The sequence below is a fragment of the Streptomyces sp. CBMA29 genome (genome assembly GCF_014596445.1).
In the GTDB taxonomy this organism is placed as follows: domain Bacteria; phylum Actinomycetota; class Actinomycetes; order Streptomycetales; family Streptomycetaceae; genus Actinacidiphila.
This window is the reverse complement of sequence record NZ_MECL01000271.1, coordinates 49600-75850: the sequence shown is the minus strand read 5'-3', so window position 1 is coordinate 75850 and position 26251 is coordinate 49600. Positions and strand designations below refer to the sequence as shown.

General features: G+C 70.5%; 21 protein-coding genes. 15 read left to right on the top strand and 6 right to left on the bottom strand.

Features of this window, described 5'->3' with window-relative positions:
• Window positions 1–12 precede the first annotated feature (12 nt).
• Entirely contained in the window at window positions 13–699 is a 687-nt protein-coding gene (locus BGM09_RS36705; protein ID WP_188286092.1) for a ribonuclease HII, read from the top strand.
• A gap of 54 nt (window positions 700–753) precedes the next feature.
• Entirely contained in the window at window positions 754–1431 is a 678-nt protein-coding gene (locus tag BGM09_RS36700; RefSeq protein ID WP_188286091.1) for a hypothetical protein, read from the top strand.
• A gap of 3 nt (window positions 1432–1434) precedes the next feature.
• On the opposite strand, the gene BGM09_RS36695 is transcribed toward BGM09_RS36700, so the two are convergent.
• On the bottom strand, window positions 1435–2025 hold the full coding sequence (locus tag BGM09_RS36695; protein ID WP_317453035.1) for a hypothetical protein: 591 nt from the start codon (window positions 2023–2025) through the stop codon (window positions 1435–1437).
• A gap of 196 nt (window positions 2026–2221) precedes the next feature.
• Window positions 2222–4402: a RecQ family ATP-dependent DNA helicase gene (locus BGM09_RS36690; RefSeq protein WP_188286090.1), complete on the bottom strand. Its 2181-nt coding sequence runs from the start codon at window positions 4400–4402 to the stop codon at window positions 2222–2224.
• A gap of 268 nt (window positions 4403–4670) precedes the next feature.
• On the opposite strand from BGM09_RS36690, the gene BGM09_RS36685 reads away from it, so the two are divergent.
• Window positions 4671–5774: a DUF4192 domain-containing protein gene (locus BGM09_RS36685; RefSeq protein ID WP_411158417.1), complete on the top strand. Its 1104-nt coding sequence runs from the start codon at window positions 4671–4673 to the stop codon at window positions 5772–5774.
• On the opposite strand, the gene BGM09_RS36680 is transcribed toward BGM09_RS36685, so the two are convergent.
• Complete coding sequence (locus tag BGM09_RS36680) at window positions 5686–6996, bottom strand: alpha/beta fold hydrolase (RefSeq protein ID WP_188286088.1); 1311 nt, start codon at window positions 6994–6996, stop codon at window positions 5686–5688. The genes BGM09_RS36685 and BGM09_RS36680 overlap by 89 nt on opposite strands.
• A 195-nt stretch (window positions 6997–7191) precedes the next feature.
• On the opposite strand from BGM09_RS36680, the gene BGM09_RS36675 reads away from it, so the two are divergent.
• The 6 genes from BGM09_RS36675 to BGM09_RS36650 all read left to right on the top strand — a co-directional run bounded on the left by BGM09_RS36675 (window position 7192) and on the right by BGM09_RS36650 (window position 15764).
• Entirely contained in the window at window positions 7192–9180 is a 1989-nt protein-coding gene (locus BGM09_RS36675) for a glycogen debranching N-terminal domain-containing protein (RefSeq protein WP_317453034.1), read from the top strand.
• A 106-nt stretch (window positions 9181–9286) separates the two neighbouring features.
• Window positions 9287–10021 carry an NUDIX hydrolase gene (locus BGM09_RS36670; RefSeq protein WP_188286086.1) on the top strand — a complete coding sequence of 245 codons (735 nt, stop codon included), beginning with the start codon at window positions 9287–9289 and terminating at the stop codon, window positions 10019–10021.
• 48 nt (window positions 10022–10069) lie between these two features.
• Window positions 10070–11848 (top strand): ATP-binding cassette domain-containing protein, encoded by a 1779-nt coding sequence (locus BGM09_RS36665; RefSeq protein ID WP_188286085.1) that lies wholly within the window; start codon window positions 10070–10072, stop codon window positions 11846–11848.
• Between the two features lie 105 nt (window positions 11849–11953).
• Window positions 11954–12862: a FadR/GntR family transcriptional regulator gene (locus BGM09_RS36660; RefSeq protein WP_188286084.1), complete on the top strand. Its 909-nt coding sequence runs from the start codon at window positions 11954–11956 to the stop codon at window positions 12860–12862.
• A gap of 306 nt (window positions 12863–13168) precedes the next feature.
• Entirely contained in the window at window positions 13169–14731 is a 1563-nt protein-coding gene (locus BGM09_RS36655) for an RNA polymerase sigma factor (RefSeq protein ID WP_188286083.1), read from the top strand.
• A gap of 169 nt (window positions 14732–14900) precedes the next feature.
• A complete protein-coding gene (locus tag BGM09_RS36650; RefSeq protein WP_188286082.1) occupies window positions 14901–15764 on the top strand; it encodes a S1 family serine peptidase in 864 nt (287 codons plus the stop codon).
• 139 nt (window positions 15765–15903) lie between these two features.
• Here BGM09_RS36650 and BGM09_RS36645 read toward each other — a convergent pair whose 3' ends face one another.
• On the bottom strand, window positions 15904–16134 hold the full coding sequence (locus BGM09_RS36645) for a hypothetical protein (protein ID WP_188286081.1): 231 nt from the start codon (window positions 16132–16134) through the stop codon (window positions 15904–15906).
• 442 nt (window positions 16135–16576) lie between these two features.
• On the opposite strand from BGM09_RS36645, the gene BGM09_RS36640 reads away from it, so the two are divergent.
• Window positions 16577–18697: a type IIA DNA topoisomerase subunit B gene (locus BGM09_RS36640; RefSeq protein WP_188286080.1), complete on the top strand. Its 2121-nt coding sequence runs from the start codon at window positions 16577–16579 to the stop codon at window positions 18695–18697.
• Between the two features lie 94 nt (window positions 18698–18791).
• Here the strand turns inward: BGM09_RS36640 and BGM09_RS36635 are convergent, their stop codons facing one another.
• Window positions 18792–19907 carry a tyrosine-type recombinase/integrase gene (locus tag BGM09_RS36635; RefSeq protein WP_188286079.1) on the bottom strand — a complete coding sequence of 372 codons (1116 nt, stop codon included), beginning with the start codon at window positions 19905–19907 and terminating at the stop codon, window positions 18792–18794.
• A gap of 21 nt (window positions 19908–19928) precedes the next feature.
• Window positions 19929–20423 (bottom strand): helix-turn-helix domain-containing protein, encoded by a 495-nt coding sequence (locus BGM09_RS36630; protein ID WP_188286078.1) that lies wholly within the window; start codon window positions 20421–20423, stop codon window positions 19929–19931.
• Between the two features lie 137 nt (window positions 20424–20560).
• Between BGM09_RS36630 and BGM09_RS36625 the strand changes: the two genes are divergently transcribed.
• The 5 genes from BGM09_RS36625 (at window position 20561) to BGM09_RS36605 (ending at window position 26179) form a co-directional block, all read left to right on the top strand.
• The gene (locus BGM09_RS36625) at window positions 20561–20767 is read left to right on the top strand and encodes a helix-turn-helix transcriptional regulator (protein ID WP_188286077.1); all 207 of its coding nucleotides are present in this window, start codon (window positions 20561–20563) and stop codon (window positions 20765–20767) included.
• A gap of 139 nt (window positions 20768–20906) precedes the next feature.
• Window positions 20907–22184: a DUF3631 domain-containing protein gene (locus tag BGM09_RS36620; RefSeq protein ID WP_188286076.1), complete on the top strand. Its 1278-nt coding sequence runs from the start codon at window positions 20907–20909 to the stop codon at window positions 22182–22184.
• A 397-nt stretch (window positions 22185–22581) separates the two neighbouring features.
• On the top strand, window positions 22582–23400 hold the full coding sequence (locus BGM09_RS36615) for a DUF2637 domain-containing protein (protein ID WP_188286075.1): 819 nt from the start codon (window positions 22582–22584) through the stop codon (window positions 23398–23400).
• A 380-nt stretch (window positions 23401–23780) separates the two neighbouring features.
• Window positions 23781–24452 carry a plasmid mobilization relaxosome protein MobC gene (gene mobC, locus BGM09_RS39080; RefSeq protein WP_188286146.1) on the top strand — a complete coding sequence of 224 codons (672 nt, stop codon included), beginning with the start codon at window positions 23781–23783 and terminating at the stop codon, window positions 24450–24452.
• A complete protein-coding gene (locus tag BGM09_RS36605) occupies window positions 24449–26179 on the top strand; it encodes a mobilization protein (protein WP_188286074.1) in 1731 nt (576 codons plus the stop codon). Before mobC ends, BGM09_RS36605 begins: the two co-directional genes overlap by 4 nt.
• The last annotated feature ends 72 nt before the right edge of the window (window positions 26180–26251 follow it).

The following is a 26251-nucleotide window of genomic DNA, read 5'->3' as shown; positions in this document are numbered from 1 at the left end:
CTTGGTACTGCCATGCCGTACGAACCACCCACCCACAGCGTCGAACGCTCCCTTCGTGCCACCCTCGGGGCGCGGACCGTCGCGGGTGTGGACGAAGTCGGCCGCGGCGCCTGGGCCGGGCCCGTCACCGTGTGCGCCGCTGTCACCGGATTGCGCCGCGCGCCCGAGGGGTTGACCGACTCCAAGCTGATCACCCCCAAGCGCAGGGCTCGGCTGGCCGCCGTCCTCGGCGACTGGGTCACCTCCTACGCCCTCGGGCACGCCTCACCCGAGGAGATCGACGATCTCGGGATGACGGCCGCGCTCCGACTGGCGGCCGTACGCGCGCTGGAGGGACTGCCGGAACGGCCCGATGCGGTGATCCTCGACGGCAAGCACAATTACCTCGGCGGTTCCTGGAAGGTCAGGACCGTGATCAAGGGCGACCAGTCCTGTGTCGCGGTCGCCGCCGCGTCCGTCATCGCCAAAGTGCAGCGGGATGCGGCGATGGCTGAACTCGGCGCGGATTACACGCCGTTCGCCTTCGCCGACAACGCCGGATATCCGTCTCCTGTTCACCGTGCGGCCCTGGAGGAGTTGGGGCCCACCGCACAGCACCGGATGTCGTGGTCGTATCTGGACGCGCTGCCCCGCTGGCAGCACCTCAAGAAGGTCCGTCAGCCGGTCGAGTCAGGGGAACAACTCGGTTTCGATTTCTGATTCACACGCCACCCCCCGCTGCGCATCCGTGCGGCATTTGATAGACATCAACTCATGCCTCTCATCCCCGAGGAGCCTCAGATTCACGAGAGCGTCCCGGGTCCCCGTACAGCTCCGGCCACCGGCCGCAGTGCGTCGACCCCCCGTCCTGTCCCCGGTCCGCCGCGGCCCGCAGCACCGCGTCCCGCGCCGCCGAGGGAAGCCGCCGCAGGCGTCGGTCCGGGCCGTCACGGCCCCGCCCGTCCCAGCGGTACCCCTGGTCCCGCTGTTCCCTCCGGCCCGGTGACCCCGGCCGCGACGGCGGTCCCTCCCACCGTGCCGCAGCAGCGTGCGCAAGAGCCCGCCGCCGCCCAGATCCAACTCATCCCCGCGCCGACCGACGGTGCGCTCGACGCCGCCGACGAGACGGTCGACCTGCTGCTTGACACGGGTCGGGCGCCCGGCGAGATCCTGGTCCTCACCACCGGTGACCAGCACCCGTGGGCGGCGCACGAGCTCACCTTCGGCGAAGCGTCCTACTGGGCGCAGCACGACGCGGCCGACGACGTCTTCTACGCCGGCATCTCCGCCGAACGGACCACCGGGCGACCGGTCGTGGTCGTCGCCGTCAACGGCGGAAGTGACGACACGCTGCCGAGGGCGCTGGCGGGCGCACTGGCCCACGCGGGCGTCCTGCTGATCGTCTGCGGCGACCCGACCAGGGCCAATTCCCTGCTGGGGGCCAGCGCCTGACCGTCAGCGCGCGGCCGCGCGGCGAAGAGCCTGCGTCGTCCCTCCGGGGATGCCGTGCGCCGCGTCGCGTGGCCGCCGCGACCATGAAGCGGCGTTCGGTGTGCGACCGACGCGGTTCTCGCCGATCACATTCCAGCCATCGGCGGTCAGGGTGACGTACGACCCGGAGCGAAGGCCGTGCAAGGTGCAGGCGTCACGCAGCCCCCACATCCACGCCCCGTCCTCCTCGGTCCAGCCGGGACCACCGTCCCGGCAGACCATCAGCACTGCGGTGCGTACGGGCTTGCGCAGTCGCAGATCGTGCGGGATGACACGGCGCAGGTGCGAGAGCAGCGCATTGCGCCGTTCCCAGCCGTCGACCACCCCGCTGCGGGAGGTGAAGGAGGCGCTGGCCCGGATCCGGCCGTCCGGGTCGTACACCGCGATCACCGCGGTGGACGGGGACGGCAGGTGCCGGGCGTGCAGGTCCTTGATCACGTCACGCGGATTGGCCAGCAAAGGTACGCCGATGCTTGCCCATTCGGCCGGCTCCAGAGTGCGCGACGCGAGGGAAGTTGCGGCGGAGGACGTCTCCGGAACGAAGCCGATGGTCACGGTCCTCCTTTCATGGATGCACCCGTAGACCGGGCGCGGGCGCACGCCGGTCAGATGGCTCGATGAGCCGATAGGGGATCCGGCATCAATTCTCGCTCCCGTATTGCCCCGCGGCAACGGGCAATTGAAGCCGCCGACCGGTATGGACCTGTCCGCCGCTTAGATCCTGTCCCGTCCGGCGCGTCGCCACGCACGTTCACCCCTGAACGGCCAGGACCAGCGGGAAGACAGCCGTCGCACCGGCCCGCCGCAGCTGCCTGGCCAGGACCGCCAGCGTCCAGCCCGTGTCGGCGAGATCGTCGACGAGCAGCACGGGACCGGGATTCGCCTGAAGGGCCGCGGCCAACTCCTGCGGTACGACGAAAGCCCCGTGCAGGGCGCGTACCCGCTGTGCGCTGTTACTGCGCGGTACGCCGCCTGGGTCTCCCTGCTCCGCGTACTCGACCCGGCCGAGCAGCGGCATTCTGCCGACCTCCGCGATACGGGTGCTGAGCGATTCCACCAGCACGCCGTGGCGGCGAGAGGCGACACCGACCACGCCGACCGGGCGTGCGGGGGCATCCGGTGCGCCGCTGGCCCAACCGCCGGGCCCCTTGGCCCAGTCGGCGAGCACCTGGACCACGGCGTTCACCGCTTCCGACGAAACCGGCTGGTCGACGGCTCCTTCGGCGAACAGGGGCCGCAGCCGGTTGCCCCACCCGATGTCGGACAGGCGGCCCAACGCCCGCCCGGTGGAGGCCTGTTCCGTCGCGGGAATACGCCCCTTGAGTGCGACGCCGATCGCCTCGAGACCGGTCGGCCACATCTTGCGTGCTTCCAGCTCGACTCCGGGGCGCCCGAGCGCCGCGCGTGCCGCGTCCAGCGCGGCGTTCGACACCTCCAGAGGGAAGCGCGCGCCCGCGCAGTTGTCGCAGCGTCCGCAAGGCGCGGCCTGCTCGTCGTCCAACTGCCGGCGCAGGAACTCCATCCGGCATCCGGTGGTGGTCGCGTAGTCCCGCATCGCCTGCTGTTCGGTGTCGCGCTGGCGGGCCACCCACGCGTACCGCTCGGTGTCGTACGCCCACGGCTGCCCGGTCGCGGTCCAGCCGCCGCGTACCCGGTGCACCGCGCCGTCGACGTCCAGCACCTTCAGCATGATCTCCAGGCGGGAGCGGCGCAGATCGACGCGTGTCTCCAGCGCGGGGATGGACACCGGGCGGTCGGAGGCCGCGAGTACCTCCAGGGTGCGGCGCACCTGCTCCTCGGGCGGGAAGGCGAGCGACGCGAAATACCGCCAGATCGACTCGTCCTCACGACCGGGCAGGAGCAGGACCTCGGCGTGGTCGACGCCGCGTCCGGCGCGGCCCACCTGTTGGTAGTAGGCGATCGGCGAGGAGGGCGATCCGACGTGCACGACGAATCCGAGGTCGGGCTTGTCGAAGCCCATGCCCAGGGCCGAGGTCGCCACGAGTGCCTTGACGCGGTTGGCGAGCAGATCCGCCTCGGCCGCCTGCCGGTCCGCGTTCTCGGTCTTCCCTGAGTAGGAGGCGACGGGGAAGCCGCGCTGCCGCAGGAACGCGGTGATCTCGTCGGCCGCCGCCACGGTGAGCGTGTAGATGATGCCGGAGCCCGGAAGTGTTTCGAGATGGTCGGCCAGCCAGGCCAGCCTGTGGGCGGCGTCGGGCAGTCGCAGCACGCCGAGTGACAGGCTCTCGCGGTCCAGCGGCCCGCGCAGGATGAGGGCGCCTTCCTGATCCGGTCCGGTGGCGCCGGTGCCGAGCTGCTCCGCGACGTCCGCGGTCACGCGGGCGTTGGCGGTGGCCGTGGTCGCCAGCACGGGGACGCCGGGTGGCAGATCGGCGAGCATCGTCCGCAGCCGTCGGTAGTCCGGGCGGAAGTCGTGACCCCAGTCCGAGATGCAGTGCGCCTCGTCGACGACGAGCAGGCCGGTGGTGGCAGCGAGCTTGGGCAGCACCTGATCGCGGAAGTCCGGGTTGTTGAGGCGTTCCGGGCTGACGAGCAGGACGTCCACCTCACCGGTCGCGACCTCCGCCTCGATCTCGCCCCACTCCTCGGTGTTGGACGAGTTGATCGTGCGGGCCCGGATGCCCGCGCGCGCGGCGGCTTCCACCTGGTTGCGCATGAGGGCCAGCAGCGGCGAGACGATGACGGTCGGGCCGCTGCCCCGCTCGCGCAGCAGCGCTGTCGCCACGAAGTACACGGCCGACTTCCCCCAGCCGGTGCGCTGGACGACCAGCGTTCTGCGGCCGTGCGCGACCAGCGACTCGACGGCGAGCCACTGGTCCTCGCGGAGCCGTGCGGTGCCCGGCTCGGCGCCGACGAGTCGGCTCAGTACGGTGTCGGCCGCGGAACGCAGCGCGGTGGGGGTCTCGGTCATGCCCCCATGCAACCTGATCGCACCGACATCGCGCCAACCCCGCTCCGTGGCCTGTGGATAACTCCACCGAAAGTTATCCACAGGTTTTTGGGGGGTCTGGCGTGATTCGCACGATTACGGCATCGTCAATCCCATGACACAGAGCAACGAGATTCAGCACGGAGAGTCATCACCCGAAGCGGTCGACGTCAAGGTCACTTTGCGCGGGCCCGCCGACCTGGCGGACGCATTGCCATACTTGATGGGTTTTCATCCCAATGATTCCGTCGTGCTCGTCGCACTGCATGGCGAGCACGGCCGCTTCGGCGGCCGACTGCGACTGGGCCTGCCGGACGACCCGCGTGAGTGGCCGGAGACCGCCGACCAACTCGCCGACTGTCTGGTGAGGAACAGCACCCGGCGCGGTGGGCGACCCGACGCCATCGTGCTGTTCCTGTGCCGGGACCCGCGTGAGGGGGAGCGCGCGTCGGCCGTGATGGAAAGGCTGAGGCCGCTCGCCCAGCGGATCCGGGTGGCCTGCGGGGCGCTGGACGTGCCCGTCATCGAGGCGTTGTGCGTCTCGGCCGGCCGTTGGTGGTCGTACTGCCGCCCTGAGGAGACCGCCCCGGTGGAGGGAACGGTACTGGCCCCGCCCGGCCGGTCCACGATGGCGGCGGCCAGCGCCTACGCGGGAATCCCGGCGCCGGGTTCGCTGCGGGACTTGGAAGCCAGGCTGAAGCCGTCCGAGTCACGGGATCGTGAACACGAGATCGCCCTCGACGCGGCCTGCGCCGAATTGGTGCCCCGCATGCTCAACGACGGTGACTGCGAGAGCGTCCGGCAGCGAACACTCGCCCTGGCCCGTGCGGCACTTGAGAAGTTCCGCTCCGCGCCGCGGATCGACGATCCCGCACGCGCGGACCGGCGGGACGACCGGCTCCTCGCCGACGACGAGGCCGCGGCGGTCATCCTCGGCCTCCAGGACCGCATGGCACGCGACCGCGCCGCCGAATGGATGGAACCCGCGCAGGCGGACGCCGCCCTTCGACTGTGGCGGGCGCTCGCCCGGCGCTGCGCAGGACCGTACGCGGACCATGCCGCAGCCCCGCTCGCCCTGGCGGGCTGGGTCGCCTGGTCCTCGGGGGACGAGGCCGAGGCGCGGGTCGCCCTCGGCCTCGCGCTGGACCTCGAACCCCACTACACCTTCGCGCGGTTGCTCCACCACTCCGTCAACGAGGGTCTGGACCCTGAGCTGTTGCGGCGGAGCCTGAGGCAGGAGCGGCGGCAGCGCGTGATCGCCTCGACTACAACTCGCCGCGGGCCAGTCGGATCAGCCGGTCGAGGACCCGGCCGCCACTCACCCGGAGACCGTCGTGTTCGAACTCGTCGGTGACCCAGGTCCGCAACCCGCGCACCGCACGCGCGGTGGCCAGCGAGTGGGCGGTGTCGACGTACATGTCGTCGTGGTAGATCACCGCGGCCACCGGAATCTCATTGGCAGCCAACTGCCGGGTGTCATAAAGGTCCGGCCACGTCTCGCGGCGCGCGACAAGCTCCGCCGTCTCGCGCAGTGGTGCGAGCGCCGGATCGGACGTGAACATCCACGGGTGGATGCTCTCTCCCGTGAACAGCACGGGAGCGTCCCCTGCCAGCGCGCGCTCCGCGTCGAACCGCGGGAATTCACCACGGACGGCCTCGGCGGCCCAGCCGGTGCCATGAGGAGAGACGGACTGCTGTCCGTAGACCGACTCGTGCAGTACCGCGTAAAGGGGATTCGCGGCGAAGGACAGATGCTGCTGGACCTGGGAGAGAAAGGAGTCGGAGAAGACGGGACCGGAGGGACCCGTCACGAAGGCGTACTCCACCAGATAGTGCAGGGTGTGCGAACCGGTGCCGGTGCCGAGCATCAGGCCGAGGGACTGGAACGCCTCAGGTGTCAGGCGGCCTCCGCCGGGCAGTGCCACCGCCTCGTCGCGCAGGCGGCGGACGATGGTGCGCACCGTCTCGACGTCTTCGGGGTAACGGGTGTAGTGGGCGATGTTCTTGCGCTCGATGCGGGGATAGGCGGCGCGGTAGACGGCCTCGGCGGTCACATCAAGACCCGGCAGGCCGCCCGTGACGAACACTTCCCGCAGACCTTCGGGCGCCGACGACAGATAGGTGACCGCGCAGAAGCCGCCGAAACTCTGCCCCAGCACACTCCAGCGCACGTCCTCTCCGAGGAGTTGACGCCTGATGAATTCGCAGTCCCGGACGATCGAGTCGGCCCTGAAGTACGACAGGTAGTGCGCTTGGGCGGCGGCGTCGCCGCGGGTGGGCAGCGTCTGGCGGGTGGCGGGAGTGGAGCGCCCGGTGCCGCGCTGGTCGAGCAGCAGCACCCGGAAGTCGTCGAGCGCGCGCGGCAGCCAGCCGTCCCGTCCCAGCGGACGCGGCGAGCCGAAGCCCGGACCGCCCTGGAGATACAGCAGCCAAGGCAACGACTCGTGCTCCCGGCCCGCCGCTACGACCTCGCGGGCATAGACCTCGATCCGCTCCCCGTCCGGGGAGGCGTGGTCGAGCGGTACGGCGAATGTGTGGTCGGTGATGACGGTGCCTGGCTGGCGATGGACGGTCATGGAGTCTCTTTTCGGGGGTGCGGGCCGTGCGGGGAACCGGGGCTCCCGTTCAGGAACGGTAGACGGGCCGTGACCTGTGCGCTCGGCGGGGCGTTCACCCGGCGTGCAGCACTTTCCCGGAAGACGAATCCCGTACGAGTGGGTGGCGGATCCGGCCGTCGCCCGGGTCGGACGCGCGGCGAAGGCCGGAGTCCGGTGAGCACGCCGACGGTCGTCGTACCGCGCTTGGGAGCACCCGGCCCGGCTCCCGTCCACGACGCCGTCATCTGCGTGGCGGCGCCGGCCCTCGCGGTGTCCGCACGGCACGGGCAGATGCGCGGCGACGGTCTGGACGGCTTCTACCGTGACGGCAGGCGACTGCTGAGCCGCTGCGAGCTGACGGTCGCGGGAGCCGAACCGGTGACCGTACAGGCCAGGCTGCTCGACGCGGGACGGGCACGTTTCCTCGCGGTCGTCCGGACACCCGGCGACCGTGGCCCCGACCCGGTCGTCACGGTGGAGCGCGTCAGGACCGCCGAGGGCGGTGAGCGGATCACGTTCGCCAACGCGGGGCCGGTACGGGTGGCGCTGCCCGTAGAGATCGCGTTCGGCACGGATCTCGCGGCACTCTCCGCTGTGGCCGCAGGGCAGGCCGGGGCGGATCTGACGGCTGGCGTCAGCGGCTCGGGGCTGCGCTGGTCGAACGGCGGGGGATCGGCGCGGGTCACCGCGACCCCCGTGCCTGACGCGGCGCTGGGCTCGTCCGGACTGCTGAGATGGGACCTGGAGGTGGCGCCCGGCGCGGCACGGACGATCGAGTTGCGGGTGGAGCCAGCACCGGCGGCCACGGCCCCTGGCAGCGCGCGGACAGCGGCCGGCGACAGACCGCCGCCTATGTGGGCCGACGCGCGGTTGGAGGGCGACGACTCCAGGGCCGGGGCCCTGCTGGACGCCTCGCTCGGGGACGCACAGGCCCTGCTGCTCCGTGCGCCGGATCATCCCGCCGACCCCTACGCCGCGGCCGGGGCGCCCTGGCGGATGGGGATGGCGCCCGCGGAGGCGCTGTGGGCGGCGCGGATGCTGCTGCCGTTCGGCACGCGGCTGGCGGCGGGCACGCTCCGCATGCTCGCCAGGTTGCAGGACCCCGAGACGGGCCGTGTGCCCGGAGTGCCGCGGCACTCCGGACCGCACCTGCCGCCGTTGCACTCGGGCGTGGAGGCGACGCTGCTCTTCGTGACCGTGCTTGCCGAAGCCCGGCGCTGGGGGCTTCCGGCCCGCGAGGTGGAGCCGTTGCTCCCTGCGGCGGAGCGGTGCCTCGGCTGGATGAGGGCGGCGACGACGGATTCCGGCCTGGTCGTGGACCCCTCGGCGGACGGACCGGCGCGCGCGGAGGTACAGGCGTACGCGCATCGCGCGGCGTTGCAGGGCGCGGATCTGCTCGACGCCCACGAACGGAGTGGGGCGGAGGGCTGGCGGGAGTACGCGGCGGCGCTGCGGGCGGGCTTCCGGCGGGGATTCTGGCTGGAGGATCCGGGCGGTGGGCGGCCCGCGCTGGCGCTGGCCGCCGGGGGAAGACCGGTGCCGGTGCTGTCCTCGTCGCTCGCGCACCTCCTCGATACGGGGCTGCTCGGCGAAGGGGCGCTCGCTCCCGGGCTGTTGGACAAGGGGCAGACGGAACAGCTCGGCAAGCTGTTCGCCGCGCCGGACATGAACTCCGGCTGGGGACTGCGGACGATGTCGGCGAAGACGCCCGGCTTCAGTCCCTTCGGCCACCGTGGAGGCGCGGTACGCGTCCATGAGACGGCGCTCGCCGTGTCCGGACTCGCCGCGGCGGGGCTGGAGAAGGAGGCGTCCGCGCTGGTGTGCGCGGCGCTGGACGCGGCGGCGGAGTTCGGGCTGCGGATGCCGGAGATATATGGGGGTGAGCAGCGTTCTGCGGGCGGTGCGCCGTGCCCGCACCCCATGGCGTGCCGCCCGGCGGCGGTCGCGGCGGCCGGGGCCGTCCTTCTGCTGATGGCGCTCGCCGGGGTGCGGCCGGACGCGCCGGGCGGCACGGTGGCGGTTCGGCCGATCAGCGCCGCGCCGCTGGGAGCCGTGCATCTGACGGGGTTGCGGGTCGCGGAACAGCCGTTCTCCGTTCGGGTCAGCCGTCTGGGGATGGCCATGATCGAGGAGGCGGCGCCGGGACTGCGCCTCGGGACCTGACCATGGACGGGGAACGAACAAGGGGGACGGTAAAACGTATCGATCCGATAGGGATCAGGCTCCTTATCCGGCTGATTATCGTCAGGCAGACGACTATGATCGCGCCATGTCGCCCTACGACCCGTCGGCTTTCCCGCCCTTCGCCGTCACCGTCGACCTGGTCGTGCTGACCGTGCGACATCACGCGCTGTGCGCACTGTCGGTAAGGCGCGGCGAGCCGCCCTTCCAGGGGCGGTGGGCGCTACCCGGCGGATTCGTCCGCGAGGACGAGGACCTTTCCCAGGCCGCGGCGCGGGAACTGGCTGAGGAGACGGGGCTCCGGGCGCAGAGCGGCGCTCATCTGGAGCAGCTCGCCACGTACGGGGATCCTCAGCGTGATCCGCGGATGCGGGTGGTCAGCGTCGCGCATCTGGTGCTCGCGCCCGACCTGCCCGCACCCCGGGCGGGCGGTGACGCCCGCAGCGCGCGCTGGGCGCCGGTCGGGACGTTGCTGGGCGAAGGGGGGCAGGAGCACGCGGGGGAGACGGCACCGCTCGCGTTCGACCACGCCCGGATCCTGGGGGACGGGGTGGAGCGCGCGCGGTCGAAGATCGAGTACTCGTCGCTGGCGACCGCCTTCTGCCCGCCCGAATTCACGGTGGGGGAGCTGCGGCGGGTGTACGAGGCGGTGTGGGGTGTCGCGCTCGACCCGCGCAATTTCCACCGCAAGGTGACCGGCACGGTCGGGTTCCTCGTGCCGACAGGGGGGACGACGACCCGTCAGGGCGGCCGTCCCGCGCAGTTGTTCAGGGCGGGCGGGGCCGCACTGCTCAATCCGCCGATGCTGCGGCCCGAGGTCTAGAACCGGCTCCTTCCGCAAAACGCCCATTTGCGGAGCTATGGTGCAAGGGTGATCCAGGCCATCGGGTTGACCAGCATGCCCCGCCGCAACGCCCCGCCCGCCGTCACCGACCTCACGTTCGACATCCGGGCCGGTGAAGTCACCGGCTTGCTCGGTCCCGCCGGATCGGGAAAGTCCACCGCCCTGCGCCTGCTGCTCGGACTGGAGGGCGGACGCGGCGCCACCCTCGTCGACGGCCGGCCGCTGCGCGACCTCCCCCACCCCGCCCGCGTCGTCGGCGCCCTCCTGGGCGACGTGCCCGGACATCCAGGACGCACCGCCCGCAGTCACCTCCGGATGCTCTGCGCCGCCTTCGGACTGCCCGCCACCCGCGCCGACGAGGTGCTCGACCAGGTCGGCCTCACCGAGGTCGCCGACCAGCGGCTCGGCACGTACTCGCTGGGCATGGACCGCCGTCTCGGTTTCGCCGCGGCCCTGCTCGCCGAACCCCGCGCGCTGATCCTGGACGACCCGGTGCGCGAACTCCCGGCCCGCGAAGCCGCCTGGGTGCACGCGCTCGTACGACGGCACGTCGCCGCGGGGGGCGCGGTCCTGCTCACCGGCCGCGACACCAAAGCCCTCGCCCGTACCGCCGACCATGTGATCGCGATCGACAAGGGACGGCTGGTCGCGGACCAGTCGGCCGCGCACTTCGCCCGCACGAGGATGCGCCCGTACGTGGCCGTCCGCTCGCCCTACGCCCAGCGCCTGGCCACGCTGCTCATCGAGGACGGCGCCGAGGTGATCGCCGCGACCGGCAGCCGTATCGCGGTCTACGGCACCAACTCGGCCGTCGTGGGGGAGACCGCCTACCGCCACGGAATCCTGCTGCACCACCTCGCCGACGAGAGCGGAAACGGCGCCGCACCCCCGGACGCCATCCCCGCGGCAGAAGGCGACGCGGCGGCGTCCGTACCGCCCGCCCTGCCGCAGCCGCGGCGGCGTCCGGCACGGCAGCACGGCCCGGTGCGGCCGCTGCGGTACGAACTGCGGCGTGCCTTCGGGGTCTTCACCCCGTGGCCGATCGCCGGAGCGGCGCTGGTCGGCTCGGTGCTCGGTACGGTCCTGATCGCGCGCACCGGAGCCGTGTCCGTACCGCCGTTGCGGTTGATCTCCGGATGGGCGGTCCGGCTGCCGCTGCCCGCGGCGGCGGTGGGCGCGGGTGTGCTGGGCGCGCTCGCCTACGGGCAGGAGTTCCGCTACCCGGCCCTGGCGCCGGGGTACGGCCCCGAGCCGCGGGTCCTGCGGCTGCTCGGCGCCAAACTCGCCGTGAGCGGAGTCTGCGCGCTGCTGCTCGCCGCGTTCGCCGCTATCGCCGACACCGTGGCGCTGCGCCTGACCCTCGGCCCGGGAAAGGCGCCGGATCTGACGACGCTTCCGGCCGCGCTCGGCGGCTGGGCGGCGCTCGCTGTCGGCTGCGCCTGGGCGGGGGTGCTCGCGGCGGGGGTGTTCCGTACCACCGCGCTCGGTGTGGCCGCCGTCCTCGCCGTACCGCTGCTGGTCGCTCCGGCCGTACGGGGACTGTTCGGTGGGCCGGTGGCACGACAACTCGCCGACGCGGGCGGAGCGTTGTGGTCGGTGGTCAGCGGGGTCTCGCAAGGCGGCGGCGGAACGGTCGAGGGAGTGCTGCGCTTCGCCGCCCAACCGGTGGTCTCCGCGCTGTCGTTGTCACTCACCGTGCTGGTCTGCGCCTATCTGGCAACCGCGTTGCGCGGGCGGCGACGTTGGCGCCGCCCAACTGCCCCACGCGTCAGCCGAACTGCACCGCTTACCAGCAAGAAGGGATGATTCATCGCCATAAAACGTCAATTATGAGGTGATGAGCGCTCACCCTTTCGTGTGCTTTTCAGCAAAGCCCTCAAGGCGCGCATCGGCATCGCCGACAAATGATGCGTGAGTACCCTTGCGCACACCATGATGACCGCGGCTCGTTCTGCCGACTCCGGAATCGCCGGCTCGGGCGAGCTGGACCGCTATTCGTACGCCGAAGCCCCTGGCACCGACCGACCTGGACTGACGTCCTGGGAGGGCATGGAGCCGGATATGAACCGGATGGGTCGCCGGGCCGGCGGCAGCCGTGGCCGGGGACTGCACGGACAACTCGTCCAGCAGCTCGGGCAGATGATCGTCTCCGGCGATCTGGGCGCCGACCGCCCGCTGGTCCCCGAGGAGATCGGCCAGCGCTTCGAGGTCTCCCGCACCGTGGTGCGCGAGTCCCTGCGCGTGCTGGAGGCCAAGGGCCTGGTCAGCGCCCGGCCCAACGTCGGTACCCGGGTCCGCCCGGTGAGCGACTGGAATCTGCTCGACCCCGACATCATCGAATGGCGCGCCTTCGGGCCGCAGCGCGACGACCAGCGCCGCGAACTGCTCGAACTGCGCTGGACGATCGAACCGCTGGCCGCCCGGCTCGCCGCGGGCCACGGCCGCGAGGACGTACAGCAGCGCCTCGCCGACATGGCGGAGATCATGGCGCACGCCGCCGCGCAGGGCGACGCGCTGACCTTCTCCAGGGCCGACGCCGAATTCCACGCCCTGCTCCTCCAGGTCGCGGGCAACCGGATGCTGGAGCACCTGTCGGGGATCGTCTCCTCCGCGCTGCACGTGTCCGGCGGACCGGTCACCGGCTGCGACCGCCCCGGCGACACCTCGGTCGGCCTGCACCAGCGGATCGTCGAAGCGCTCGCCGAGAGCGACGGCGGCACGGCGGAAGCGGCGATGCGCCAGCTCCTCACCGTCCTGCCCGAGCAGCCCGACTCCGCTCCCGCCGACCACGTCGTCCCCGGTCCGCGCGAGCAGCACTGACCGTGTCGCCCTCCGCCGCGGGCCCCGGAGCACCGGGGTCGGCGGCGGTCCCATGTGGTCCCCCGTGACTCTCCCGGCAGCTCTCCCGCACCCCTCGCACGGCCGGGCGGGTCATGTGTCCGTATTTATGACCTATCTGCACGATTTAGGGTGTGACTCGGGCCACGTAAGGTGGGCGTAACGCTTGGCGAGGCAGCGCGATGACTTAAGAGGTGGCCACGGCACAAGGAATATTCAGCGTCGATTTTGACGCTGAGTGGCTGTGCGGTTCCACCGAGTCGTTCCCATCGTTCCGAGAGGTTGTTCGTGTCGGCCAGCACATCCCGTACGCTCCCGTCCGAGATCGCCGAGTCCGAGTCTCTGATGGCGCTCATCGAGCAGGGTAAGGCCCAGGGGCAGATCGCCGGCGACGATGTGCGTCGGGCGTTCGAAGCGGACCAGATTCCGGCAACCCAGTGGAAGAACGTTCTGCGCAGCCTCAACCAGGTCCTCGACGAGGAGGGTGTGACGCTGATGGTGACTGCCGCTGAGGCGCCCAAGCGCACCCGTAAGAGCGTCGCAGCCAAGAGCCCGGCGAAGCGTACTGCCACCAAGACGGTCGCCTCCAGGGCGACCCCTGTCAAGAAGACCGCTGCGCCCAAGGTCGCCGCCCCGGAGGCGGAGGCCGAGGCCGAGACCACGGTGGAGCCATCGGTGGAGGCGGAGAGCCCAGCAAAGAAGGCGCCGGCGAAGAAGGCCGCCGTCAAGAAGACCGTTGCCAAGAAGACCGTTGCCAAGAAGGCCCCCGCCAAGAAGACGGCCGCAGGCGAGGACGAGGCCGTCGACGCGGAGGAGACGGTCGAGGAGACCGCCGCGGGCAAGGGTGGCGAGGAGGAGACCGAGAAGTCGGAGTCCGAGAGCTTCGTGCTCTCCGACGACGACGAGGACGACGCGCCCGCACAGCAGGTCGCCGTCGCCGGTGCCACCGCCGACCCGGTCAAGGACTACCTCAAGCAGATCGGCAAGGTCCCGCTGCTCAACGCCGAGCAGGAGGTCGAGCTCGCCAAGCGCATCGAGGCCGGCCTGTTCGCCGAGGACAAGCTGGCCGCGGCCGACAAGCTCGCCCCCAAGCTCAAGCGCGAGCTGGAGATCATCGCCGAGGACGGCCGCTGGGCCAAGAACCACCTGCTGGAGGCCAACCTCCGCCTCGTGGTCTCGCTGGCCAAGCGCTACACCGGTCGCGGCATGCTCTTCCTGGACCTGATCCAGGAGGGCAACCTGGGTCTGATCCGCGCCGTCGAGAAGTTCGACTACACCAAGGGCTTCAAGTTCTCCACCTATGCCACCTGGTGGATCCGGCAGGCGATCACCCGCGCGATGGCCGACCAGGCCCGCACCATCCGTATTCCGGTGCACATGGTCGAGGTCATCAACAAGCTGGCCCGCGTGCAGCGCCAGATGCTCCAGGACCTGGGCCGCGAGCCCACCCCGGAGGAGCTGGCCAAGGAACTCGACATGACCCCCGAGAAGGTCATCGAAGTCCAGAAGTACGGCCGCGAGCCGATCTCCCTGCACACCCCGCTGGGCGAGGACGGCGACAGCGAATTCGGTGACCTCATCGAGGACTCCGAAGCGGTCGTCCCGGCCGACGCGGTCAGCTTCACGCTGCTTCAGGAGCAGCTCCACTCGGTGCTCGACACCCTCTCCGAGCGGGAGGCCGGCGTGGTCTCCATGCGCTTCGGCCTCACGGACGGGCAGCCGAAGACGCTGGACGAGATCGGCAAGGTCTACGGAGTCACGCGCGAGCGGATCCGGCAGATCGAGTCCAAGACGATGTCCAAGCTGCGTCACCCGTCGCGGTCCCAGGTGCTGCGCGATTACCTGGACTGACCCGGCTGGCTGACCCGACGTCATTTCCGCGAAGTTCTCCGGAGTCCTTCGGGCCTCCCGGAGAACTTCGCGGACGTCTTTCGGGCGACACGGCCTCTTTGCGGATGCGGCCTCCGGCCCTATCGATCACTCTGGGTGTCCAGAGTGCTCCACAGGGTCAGGAGGCCGCATGCGTTTCCCCTTCCGTGCCGTGACCGGTCGTCGTCGTGCTGTGATCGGCGGTCTCGCGGCGGCGTTGCTGCCGTCGCTGGCGGTACCACTGGCCGCGCCCGCGACCCCGGCCGCCGCCAGCGGCGTCGTGATCGGTGGCAACCCTGCCAGCACGGACAGCACGCCATGGGTGATGGCCCTGGCCAGCCGTAAGCGCTTCGGCTCCGGCAGGTCCGGCCAGTTCTGCGGCGCGGTGGCTGTCGGGCCTCGTACGGTGATCACCGCGGCCCACTGCTTCGGCCGTGAGGCGCTCGGAGTGAGTGACTGGCACCAACTCCCCGACCTGCGCGTGATCGCCGGTCGTACGGACCTCAGCGGCGGTCGTGGGCAGGAGCTGGGTCTGTCGCAGGTGTGGGTCAACCCCGATTTCGACTCGACGACGAACTCCGGCGACATCGCGGTCATCACGCTGGCGACAGCGTTGCCGAAGGGCGCCACGATCCCGATCGCGGACTCCTCCGACGAGCAGGACTACCGGGCGGGCACTCAGGCGCAGGTCTACGGGTGGGGTGACACGACCGGCCGCGGCACGTACTCGAACACGCTGCGTTCGGCGACGGTCACCGTCTTCGCGGACACGGTGTGCGCACAGGCGTATCCGGGGAGTTTCGACGGCACTTATGTGCGCGCGTCGATGATGTGCGCGGGTGCCAAGGGCGGCGGCCGGGACGCCTGTCAGGGCGACAGCGGCGGCCCGCTGGTCGTGGGCGACCGGGTCGTCGGGCTGGTCTCGTGGGGCAGCGGCTGCGCGGAGGCGGCCTATCCAGGGGTCTACACGCGCGTCTCGGCTATGGCCTCACTGGTGGCCGCGCACAGTAGCTGAGTCGTGGCGCAGCGCGTCCGGGCGATTACGGAAACCACCTGAGCGGCGGCGGGCCGCAGTTGAACGGAAGACGGCGGGCGGGCACCCCCTGGAGGGGTCTGTCCGCCCGCCGACTCGAATTCGTCGCTGATGCGAAGTGTCAGCGCTCGTCTTCTCCCGCCGTTGCCGGGGTGTCGGTCAGCCGTCCGGTCTCGTCCTGTATTTCCGAAGCGATCTTCTTGAGCTCCGGCTCGAACTTGCGTCCATGGTGTCCGCAGAAGAGCAGCTCACCACCGCTGATGAGGACAACGCGCAGGTATGCCTGAGCGCCGCAACGGTCGCAGCGGTCTGCCGCTGTCAGCGGACTCGCGGGGGTCAGAACAGTAGTCACGTCGCCTCTTCTCTAGCTCGACGAGCTGTCGTACCAGGGTCAACATCCAACCAGGCCGAAAACGTTCCCGCTCTCAGCTTTTCCTCGAAAACCGACCTCGGGGTGACTGGATGTTACCGATTGGCGGCGAATAGGAGTCAGTTGCGTCAGATGTCGCTTGTGGAGCTTTTGTCCGGACTTGCTCCCGGCTGGCTTGCCGGTCGTTGCTGAGGACGTGCCCGGAGCCTAAATGGTTCATGCCTCTTTGGGAACGTGACATGTGTATCACTCGCGCGGGTTATCGAACGCATGCTCGAAGAGGGCTAGCATGGAAGCCGGGGCGAGGGCCGTACTGAGGCCCGAATACCGGGTCGCGGCGCTGTCACCCCTCCTGGCATCGGTACCCTCTCACCGACACGGCTGAAAAAAACTTCAGAACATTCCTGATCGAGGAGCTGCCCGCGTGACCGCCGAAACATCCGTGCCGTCCTCTGCGCTGCTGACGGGTGCAGATCGCGACGGCTCCAACTACACCGCGCGGCACCTGCTCGTCCTGGAAGGACTGGAAGCGGTTCGCAAGCGGCCCGGTATGTACATCGGGTCAACAGACAGTCGCGGTCTGATGCACTGCGTCTGGGAGATCATCGACAACTCCGTCGACGAGGCGCTCGGCGGCCACGGTGACCGCATCGAGGTCATCCTGCACGAGGACGGCTCGGTCGAGGTCCGGGACAACGGCCGCGGCATCCCGGTGGACGTGGAGCCCAAGACGGGCCTGTCCGGCGTCGAGGTCGTCATGACCAAGCTGCACGCCGGCGGGAAGTTCGGCGGCGGCTCGTACGCGGCCTCCGGCGGCCTGCACGGCGTCGGCGCGTCCGTGGTGAACGCGCTGTCGGCCCGGCTGGACGTCGAGGTCGACCGCAACGGCAGCACGCACGCCATCAGCTTCCGCCGCGGGGTCCCCGGGATCTTCACCGAATCCGGCGCCGAGGCGCCCTTCGACCCCGCCAGCGGGCTCACCAAGGCCAAGCGGGTCCCCAAGACCCGCACCGGCACCCGTGTGCGCTACTGGGCCGACCGGCAGATCTTCCTCAAGGACGCCAAGCTCTCCCTGGACCACCTGCACCAGCGCGCCCGGCAGACCGCCTTCCTGGTGCCCGGCCTGACCATCGTGGTGCGCGACGAGCGCGGCATCGAGACCGACAAGCCCGTCGAGGAGGTCTTCCGCTTCGACGGCGGCATCAGCGAATTCTGCGAGTTCCTCGCCCCCGACAAGCCGATCTGCGACGTCCTGCGCCTGTCCGGCAGCGGCACCTTCAAGGAGACCGTGCCCGTCCTCGACGACCGCGGCCACATGACCCCCACCGAGGTCACCCGGGAGCTGGGCGTCGACATCGCGCTGCGCTGGGGCACCGGCTACGAGACGACCGCCAGGTCCTTTGTGAACATCATCGCCACCCCCAAGGGCGGCACCCATGTGACCGGATTCGAACGCTCCGTCACCAAGACGATGAACGAGGTGCTGCGGTCGGCCAAGCTGTTGCGCGTCGCCGAGGACGACATCGTCAAGGACGACGCCATGGAGGGCCTGACGTCGGTGATCACCGTGCGTCTGGCCGAGCCGCAGTTCGAGGGCCAGACCAAGGAAGTGCTCGGCACCTCCGCCGCCAACCGCATCGTGGCCAATGTCGTCGCCACCGAACTGCGGGAGTTCCTGACCTCCACCAAGCGGGACGCCAAGGCCCAGGCGCGCGCCGTCCTGGAGAAGACCGTCGCCGCCGCCAGGACCCGCATCGCGGCTAGGCAGCACAAAGAGGCGCAGCGCAGGAAGACCGCGCTGGAGACCTCCTCGCTCCCCGCCAAGCTGGCCGACTGCCGCAGCGACGCCGTCGACCGCAGCGAACTGTTCATCGTCGAGGGCGACTCGGCACTCGGCACCGCCAAACTGGCCCGCAACTCCGAGTTCCAGGCGCTGCTGCCGATCCGCGGCAAGATCCTCAACGTCCAGAAGTCGTCCATCTCGGACATGCTCAAGAACGTCGAGTGCGGCGCGATCATCCAGGTCATAGGAGCCGGGTCCGGCCGCACCTTCGACATCGACCAGGCCCGCTACGGCAAGGTCATCTTCCTGGCCGACGCCGACGTCGACGGCGCCCACATCCGCTGCCTCCTGCTCACCCTTTTCCAGCGCTATATGCGCCCGATGGTCGAACAGGGCCGGGTCTTCTCCGCCGTCCCCCCGCTCCACCGCATCGAACTCGTCCAGCCCAAGAAGGGCCAGGACAAGTACGTCTACACCTACTCGGACAACGAGTTGCGCCAGACCCTCCTCGACCTCCAGCGCCGCAACGTCCGCTATAAGGACAGCATTCAGCGCTACAAGGGCCTCGGTGAGATGGACGCCAACCAGTTGGCCGAAACCACCATGGACCCCCGCCACCGCACCCTGCGCCGCATCAACATCAGCGACCTCGAATCCGCCGAGCAGGCCTTCGACCTCCTGATGGGCAACGAGGTCGCCCCCCGCAAGGAGTTCATCACCAACTCGGCCTCGACCTTGGACAGGGCCAGGATCGACGTCTGACCTGCGGCGGAGCCAGCGGACTGCCGTGCGGGTGCCCCAGCGGTCCGCACCCAGTCCGCAGCCGCACTGACAGGACGTCAGTGCGGGGGAGTGGCTACGTCTCCTCTGGGGGCGGCGTGTTGCCGTCGTCGGGGCTGTCCGTGTATGCCTTGTCGATGGCGGCCCGGGTGCGCTCTTCGGAGTCGGGCCACAGGTGGGTGTAGATGTTCAGCGTCATGGCCGCGTTGGTGTGGCCGAGGCGCTCGGAGACGGTCTTCACGGACTCGCCGTGCTTGATGAGCAGGCTGGCGTAGTGGTGCCGTAGGGCGTGCGGGCCGATGCCGTCCGGTATGCCTGCCTTCCGGCACGCGGGGCGCCAGACCCGCTTCATGAACTCGTTGTATGCCACAGCGCCGCCTTGGGGCGCCGTGAACAGCCAGTCCTGCGGCCCCGGCGCCGGGAAGACTTTGAGATGTGCCTTCATGGCGTCGGCGGCCATCTTCGGGAGCGGCACGACGCGGTAGGAGCGGTCGGTCTTGGGCGGGCCCACGAACACGCCGTGCTTGGTCTGCTGGACCTGCTGGTCGACGGTGAGGGCCGCCTGGGACAGGTCCAGGTGCCGGCGCTGGAGACCGAACACCTCGCCTGGCCGCAGCCCGGTGGCTGCCGTCAGGAGGACGAGGCCCTTGTAGGGCGGGGCTATCTGCCCGGCGAGGTTGCGCACCTGGGGGACGGTCAGCGGCACGATCCGCTTCCTCGGCACTGTCGGCAGCTTGGCGCCGGTGCAGGGGTTGTTGGAGATCATGCGGTCGCGGACGGCCGCGGTGAAGACGGCGTTGACGGTGTTGAACACCGTACGTGCCGTGCTGGCGGCGAGGCCGTGGGTCGTCGTCAGGCCGGTGATCCAGCTCTGGATGTCGCCGGGCTTGATGCCTCCCAGGGTCCGGCCATCCCAGGCCGGGTAGGCGTGACACCGGAGGTGCTGCTCAACCGCTCGCGCTGTTGAAGGGCGGTGGGGCTGGCTGGAGCGCCACTGCTCGGCGTACTCCTTGAACGGCCTTTTCGCAGACTTCGGGTCGACGTACTGGCCGGTGAGGACACTTGCAGTGACTTCGTCGAGCCACCGCTGGGCGTCGACCTTGCGGTCGAAGTGGCGGGAGTGCTCCTTGCCGTTGGGGTCGCGGTAGCGGGCGCGCCACTTGCCGTTGGGGCGCTTCTGGATGTTGGCCAAGTCAGGCTCTCTTCCTGTGGGTCAGTAATAGCTCCCGCCCTCGATGTACTCGGACAGGGCACGTGCGTCGCGCTCCTCGCCCATGAGGCGGAGGGCTTGCTGGTGGACAGCGGTGGAGCTGTCCGGATGGGCTTTCAGATAGGCGGCGATGGTGGTGACGGCTCTGTGCAGGTGGTCCTGGGCGTCGCGGCATTCGTAAAACGCTTCGACGGCCTCCTGGACGAAGCGCCGCCCTTCGAGGTCGATGCCGTCCAACGGCGGCGACATGAGCTCTTCCAGAGGTAGTTCGAAGACGCGGGCGAAGCCGAGGGCTTCGTCCAGGGTGATCTTGCGGCGGGGCTTGCCGTTCTCCATGCGCCACACGGCGGTCTGGTTCATCGGGATGCCGGCCTTGGTCATACGGGCTGCCAGTTCGGTGGTGCTCCAGCCTCTCGTCTCGCGTTCCAGGGCGATGCGTGCGGCAGCGTTGCCTTCGCTGTACAGCAGCGGGGCGCTGCCGTGGTCGGTCCCGGTCATCGTTCGTGTCTCCTCTCCGGCGTGGTCGGGTTCCCCAGGGTCTAGTCAAAATGTACCACGGATTATGCGGTTTGCATAACGGCACTTCATGTGGGACGATTATTCAAAACCGCTAGCTACCTAGTCGAAGAGGAGAGATGGACCGCTACCTGACCACCGCCGAGGTGGCCGAGCGCTACCGGACGGCTGACAGCACCGTGCGGTACTGGCGCCACATCGGCTACGGGCCCAAGGGGGTGAGGATCGGCCGCCGCGTCCTGTACAGCGAGGCCGAACTCACCCTCTTCGAGCAGCGCCTGGCCCAGCAGAGCCCCAGCCGCGACGACTGGACCCTGGGGGCCTGATGCGCGCAGCCCCGGAAAACGAAACGACCCCCGGCGCTACCAACACCGAGGGTCTCGTGAACATCCCAGCAACCGAGCTATCGATTCACCACAGTGAAGGCGGGCCTGCCAGCCACAGCCTCACCGAGAGGAGTTCAGCATGAATGGTACGCCCCCGACTCCCGACGGCGCATCCCCGCTGCCTCCGTGGCCACCGGTCGCCGTGCCTGGCCAGCAGATCCGACAGGCGCCCGCCGAGGCAGCCGAGCAGGCCGAAGCGCAGGTGGAGGTACCGCCTCTCGCGGCGCCGAAGCCCCTGGACTGGGGTACTGCCGAGGGCTCGCGGCTGCTGGGCGCACTGCGCTCGCAGATAGCCCGCTTCGTCATCCTGCCTTCCACGCACGCGCTTGACGCGGCCACGCTGTGGGTAGCGGCCACGCACCTGCAGGCCGCCTGGCAGCACGCCCCGCGCCTGGCAGTAGTCGGCCCGGCCAAGCGGTGCGGCAAGTCCCGTCTGCTGGACGTGCTGACCGAGACGGTTCACGAGCCGATGCTGACGGTCAACACGACGCCGGCCGCGGTCTTCCGGTCCATCGGTGATCAGCCGCCGACCCTTCTGGTGGACGAAGCCGACACGATCTTCGGCAGCGTGAAGGTCGCGGAGAAGAACGAGGAGCTGCGCGGCCTGCTCAACGCCGGTCACCAGCGCAATCGTTACGTCACCCGCGTGGTCGGCAACGACCACACCCCGCACCGGTTCGCCACCTTCGCCATGGCCGCCCTCGCCGGGATCGGCGACCTCCCCGACACGATCATGGACCGGTCGGTGGTGATCCGGATGCGCCGCCGGGCCGAGGGCGAGCGGGTCCACCCGTTCCGGTCCAAGCGTGACACCCCCGCTCTGCACGCCCTGCGGGAGCGCATCGTCTCCTGGTCTGGATCGCTAGTGGACACGGCCGCGGACCTGGAGCCGGAGCTGCCGGTGGAGGACCGCGCCGCCGACACGTGGGAGCCGCTGGTCATCGTCGCCGACCTCGCAGGCGGACCGTGGCCGGACCTGGCCCGGCAGGCATGCGTTCGGATGGTCGCCGCCGAAGCACAGGCGGAGGAGGACAACCCCGGCGGCGCTAGGGTCCTGTCGGACATCCGGCGGATCTTCTTCGCCCGCCGCGAGCCGGACAGCCTGACCACCACCGACCTCCTCGCCGAACTCCGCGCGGACCCCGAGGCGCCGTGGGGGGAGTGGGGGAGGGCCGGACTGTCCGCACGAGACCTCGGCTCGCTGCTGCGGGAGTTCGGGATCGTCTCGGGCAATGTCCGTATCGCCGACGGCACCCAGCGCAAGGGCTACACGCGCGGCAAGTTCCTCGACCCATGGCGCCGCTACTGCCCCACGGTCCACCCCGCCGCTGGCAGCCCAGCATCCGGTACGGGCTGAGCCCAGCCGCCCCCCGGGCTGCCGTCCTTGCCGTCCCTGCCGTAACACCGCAGGCCAACAAGGGTCTTCGCGAGACGGCAACCGGGCCCAAGACGGCAACGCGATCATCGCGCGGTCGCGTTGCCGCCCTGGGACGGCGCCCGTACCCGTCCCGTGCCGTCTTGGCCGTCCCCGCCGTACCGCCGCAGGTCACACATGGTGCGGCTGGGACGGCAGCACTGAACCTCGCCGTCCTAGCACGCCGCCGTCCCGGCGAGCAGTTCCGTGACGGCGGCCTGCCGTGCCCAAGACGGCACCGTCGGCCCACTGCCGTCCCTGCCCTGACCTGCGGCTGCAACGGCCAAGACGGCAAGACGGATCTTCCAGCAAGCTCACGTCCGTAAGGATGTTCTCCCGCATGCCCAGCACACCACCGAACGCCGACCCGGTCGCCACGGGCGCGTTCGCCCGCACGACGATCACTGTCGTGATGGCGGTCATCGCCGCACTCGCCTTCGTCTTCTCCTTCGGTAACGTCTGGGCCCTGGCCCTGCGACTCGGCGTGCCCCGCCCGATCGCGCCGCTGATCGCCCCGATGGTCGACCTGTCCGTGGTCGGCCTCCTCGTCGCCCTGCACCACCTGGCCGCCCACGGCACCGACCCCGCCCACCTGCGCTCAGCCACGAGGCTGATGCACCTGTGCGGCCTGCTCACCGTTGCCCTGAACACCGCCCAGCCCCTGCTGGCCAGGCAATACGGCCGCGCCGCACTGGACACCGTCGCCCCGGCACTGCTCCTTGGCTGGGGAACCGTCGGCCCCACGCTGCTCCGCCACCTCCACACACCCACCGCCACGGACACGACCTCGACCAGCGCCAGCCGCGCACCCGACGCAGCGGTCGCGGCTCCGGTCCAGCAGCCGGAGCGCGCACAGGCCACAGCCCCGGACCGAAAACCGACACCCGCCCGTAGCCGACCGGAGAACGCCAAGCGCGCCCCGACCGGCAAACGCACCGGACGACCGCCGGCGGCAACCATGGACCAACTCATCGCGATAGTCCGCCCCGCTGTCGCCGAACACGGCCTCAGCCTGGCCGTGGTCAAGCAGGCGATAAGCGACACCGGTACACCGGTCGCCAGCTCCCGGCTGACGCAGCTGATGAAGCACCTCAAGGACGAACACGCCCCCGCCGCCGAAGCGGTGGAACCGGCGCGGACGCATCCTGCGGACGCCTGACCAAAGCTCCGGCGAGCAAGGCTCGCGCATGTCCGCGATCCGGATGTGCGGAACTCCCGCATGGGGCTTCCGCACATCCGGGCGCCGCTCCCACTACACCCCGAACCCGGCTCGGCCAAACCGCCACCCGCCCGAACCATGACCCGTGCAACGAGAGGACCCGCACCGTCATCCGCCACACCGAAAACGCCCCACTGGAGAACACCGTGAAGCCCACCCCCGACACCGGCACGAACGCTGAGGAAAGCCCCGGACCCGCCATTAAGGGCCGTAAACTGGCCGGTCTGTGGCGGCGGGCCTTCAACAACACGGCCCCGGGCGGAGCCAGTTGTACCCAGTCTCCGACTGTTGGCCGGAGTCTGGGGTCCTCCGCCCCGGGGGTGGCGGAGGAGGCCCGGCGCGAGGGCGCGCCGGACCGGGAAGCGGGCGCTGCTGGCGGCCCCGACACGCATGAACTCGATGTCGTCCAGCGCATCGTTCTTGCTGCCGCCCACGCCGACGAACACGCCACCGCGCCGCCGACCAGCGCCGCCGGTCAGCCCCGTGAGGCGGACGCAGCGTTCATTCACGTCGACGTTCCCGCTCTCGATGTGCCGCCGCTCGCCACCCCCGCCAATGCCCAGGTGATGCCGAAGGGCAGGATCCGCCGGTTCAACGGCAAGCGCCGCAGGCTGCGCGTCGGGCCGGTGGGCCTCACGGAGTCTGAGCACGCCGAGCTGCTGGACGCGGCCGGGCGGCATGGCTACGAGGGCACGTTGTCGGGGTACCTGGCGGATATCGCGCTGGCGTTCATCCGGGGCGCGTTCACCGTCGATCTTCCGCTGCACACCGACCGGCAGGCGGTGCAGGAGTTCCGCGCCCAGATCCGGTACGAGATCAACCGGATCGGCGTCAACATCAACCAGATGGTGCACGTGCTGCACCGCGACGACCGGATCGAGCCCGACATCCGCGAACGCCTGGAGCATCTGGATCTGCTGCTGACCCGTATCGCCCGCGCCCTGCTCCTGCCCACCGAACCCACCGCGCCCAGCGACGGGGAGGACGCGTGATTCCTTCGGTGAAGAAGCCCGGCGGGAACACCCGCGGGCTGCTGGCCTACCTCTACGGGCCCGGCCGGCACGACGAACACCACGACCCGCACATCGTCGCCTCCTTCAGCCCCCGCGGCCTGCCCGACCCCGGCCGCGACCAAGAGGCCACCCTCACCGCCCTCGGCCAGATCCTCGACGCCCCCGTCCGCCTCCGCAACGAAGGCTTCGGCAAACCCGTCACCGACCACGTGTGGCACTGCCCCGTCCGCGCCGCCCCCGGCGACCGGTACCTGTCGGACGCCGAGTGGGGTGAGATCGCCCGCCGCATCGTCCACGCCGCCGGCATCGCCCCCGACGGCGACCCCCTGGCCTGCCGGTGGATCGCCGTACGCCACGCGGACGACCACCTCCACATCCTGGCCACCACCGTCCGCGAGGACGGCCGCCGCCCCAAACTCCACAACTGCGGCATGCGCGCCCAGGCCGAAGCCCGCCTCATCGAGACCGAACTCGGCCTCCACCAAGTCGCCCCCGGCGACCGGACCGGCGACCATAGCCCGACCCAGGCCGAGATGCACAAGGCCGACCGGCTCGGCTGGGAGCAGACCAGCCGCGCCTGGCTGCAGGAGCGCATCCGGGCCGCCATCCCGCACGCCGCGTCCGTGGAGGAGCTGTTCGCCTACCTTGAGGCCGACGGTGTCGAGGTCAAGGTCCGCCGGCTGCCTTCCGGCGACCTCCAGGGCTACAGCGTCGGCCGCCCCGGCGACCTGAAAGCCGACGGCACCCAGCTCTACATCCCCGGCGGGAAAATCGCCCCCGACCTGACCCTCCCCAAGCTCCGTGACCGCCTCGCGGGGAGCGCGCCTGAGGAGCAGCCGACGGCCCGCCGCGACCGGCCCGCTACCTGTTGGCAGCGCACCACCAGCGCTCTCGACACCCTCCATGACCGTCTCACCCAGCACCCGGACGCCTGGGACGACGCGCGGGCGCAGGCGCAGATCACCGCGCTCGGCGAGATCATCGACGCCACCGCCCAGACCGGACCCGCCGAACTGCGCAGCCAACTGCGCTCCGCCAGCCGGGAGTTCGCCCGCGCCCAGCGCTCCCGCATCCGCGCCGACCACCACACCGCAGCGGGACTGCGCCAGGCCGCCCGTGACATCGCCCACGCCGGCGACGGCCCCGACGGCAGCACCTTCGCCGTCCTGCTCACCGCCCTGGTCTGGTCAGCGATCCTCGTCGCCCGCTGGCACCAGGCCCGCGGCCACCGCCAGCAGGCCGAAGCCGCCCGTACCGCGGTGATCCATCTGCAAGCCGCCTACGACCAGGCCGCCGCCCCCCACCTCGCAGCCCTCACCCACCGGCAGCCCACCATGGAGATCACCCACACCCTCGCCGCACAAGTCCGCGCCGCCGTCCCCGACCACGCCGACCGCATCCTCACCGACCCCCACTGGCCCGCCCTCGCAACCGTCCTCGCCGACGCCCAAGCCGCCGGCCACCCACCCCGCACCCTCCTGACCGAAGCCGCCGCCCGCCGCGAACTTGACTCAGCCCACCACCCCGCCCAAGTCCTCCTCGGCCGCATCCAACACACCACCCGCAACCCCGCACCCAACCCCCGCGCCGAAGCAGCCCGCCTCCGCTCTCAAGCGGTGTCTCCAGGGTTCCCTTCGGTGACGGCCGCTCCACCGATCTCCTCACCTCCCGCCCCGTCTCCGGACCGCGCCCGGTCTCATCGGTAGTCGCACAGCCACGACCATGACCATCCGACGCCCGTCCAAGTACGAGCCTGGGCTCGCGCTTCTATACCGTCG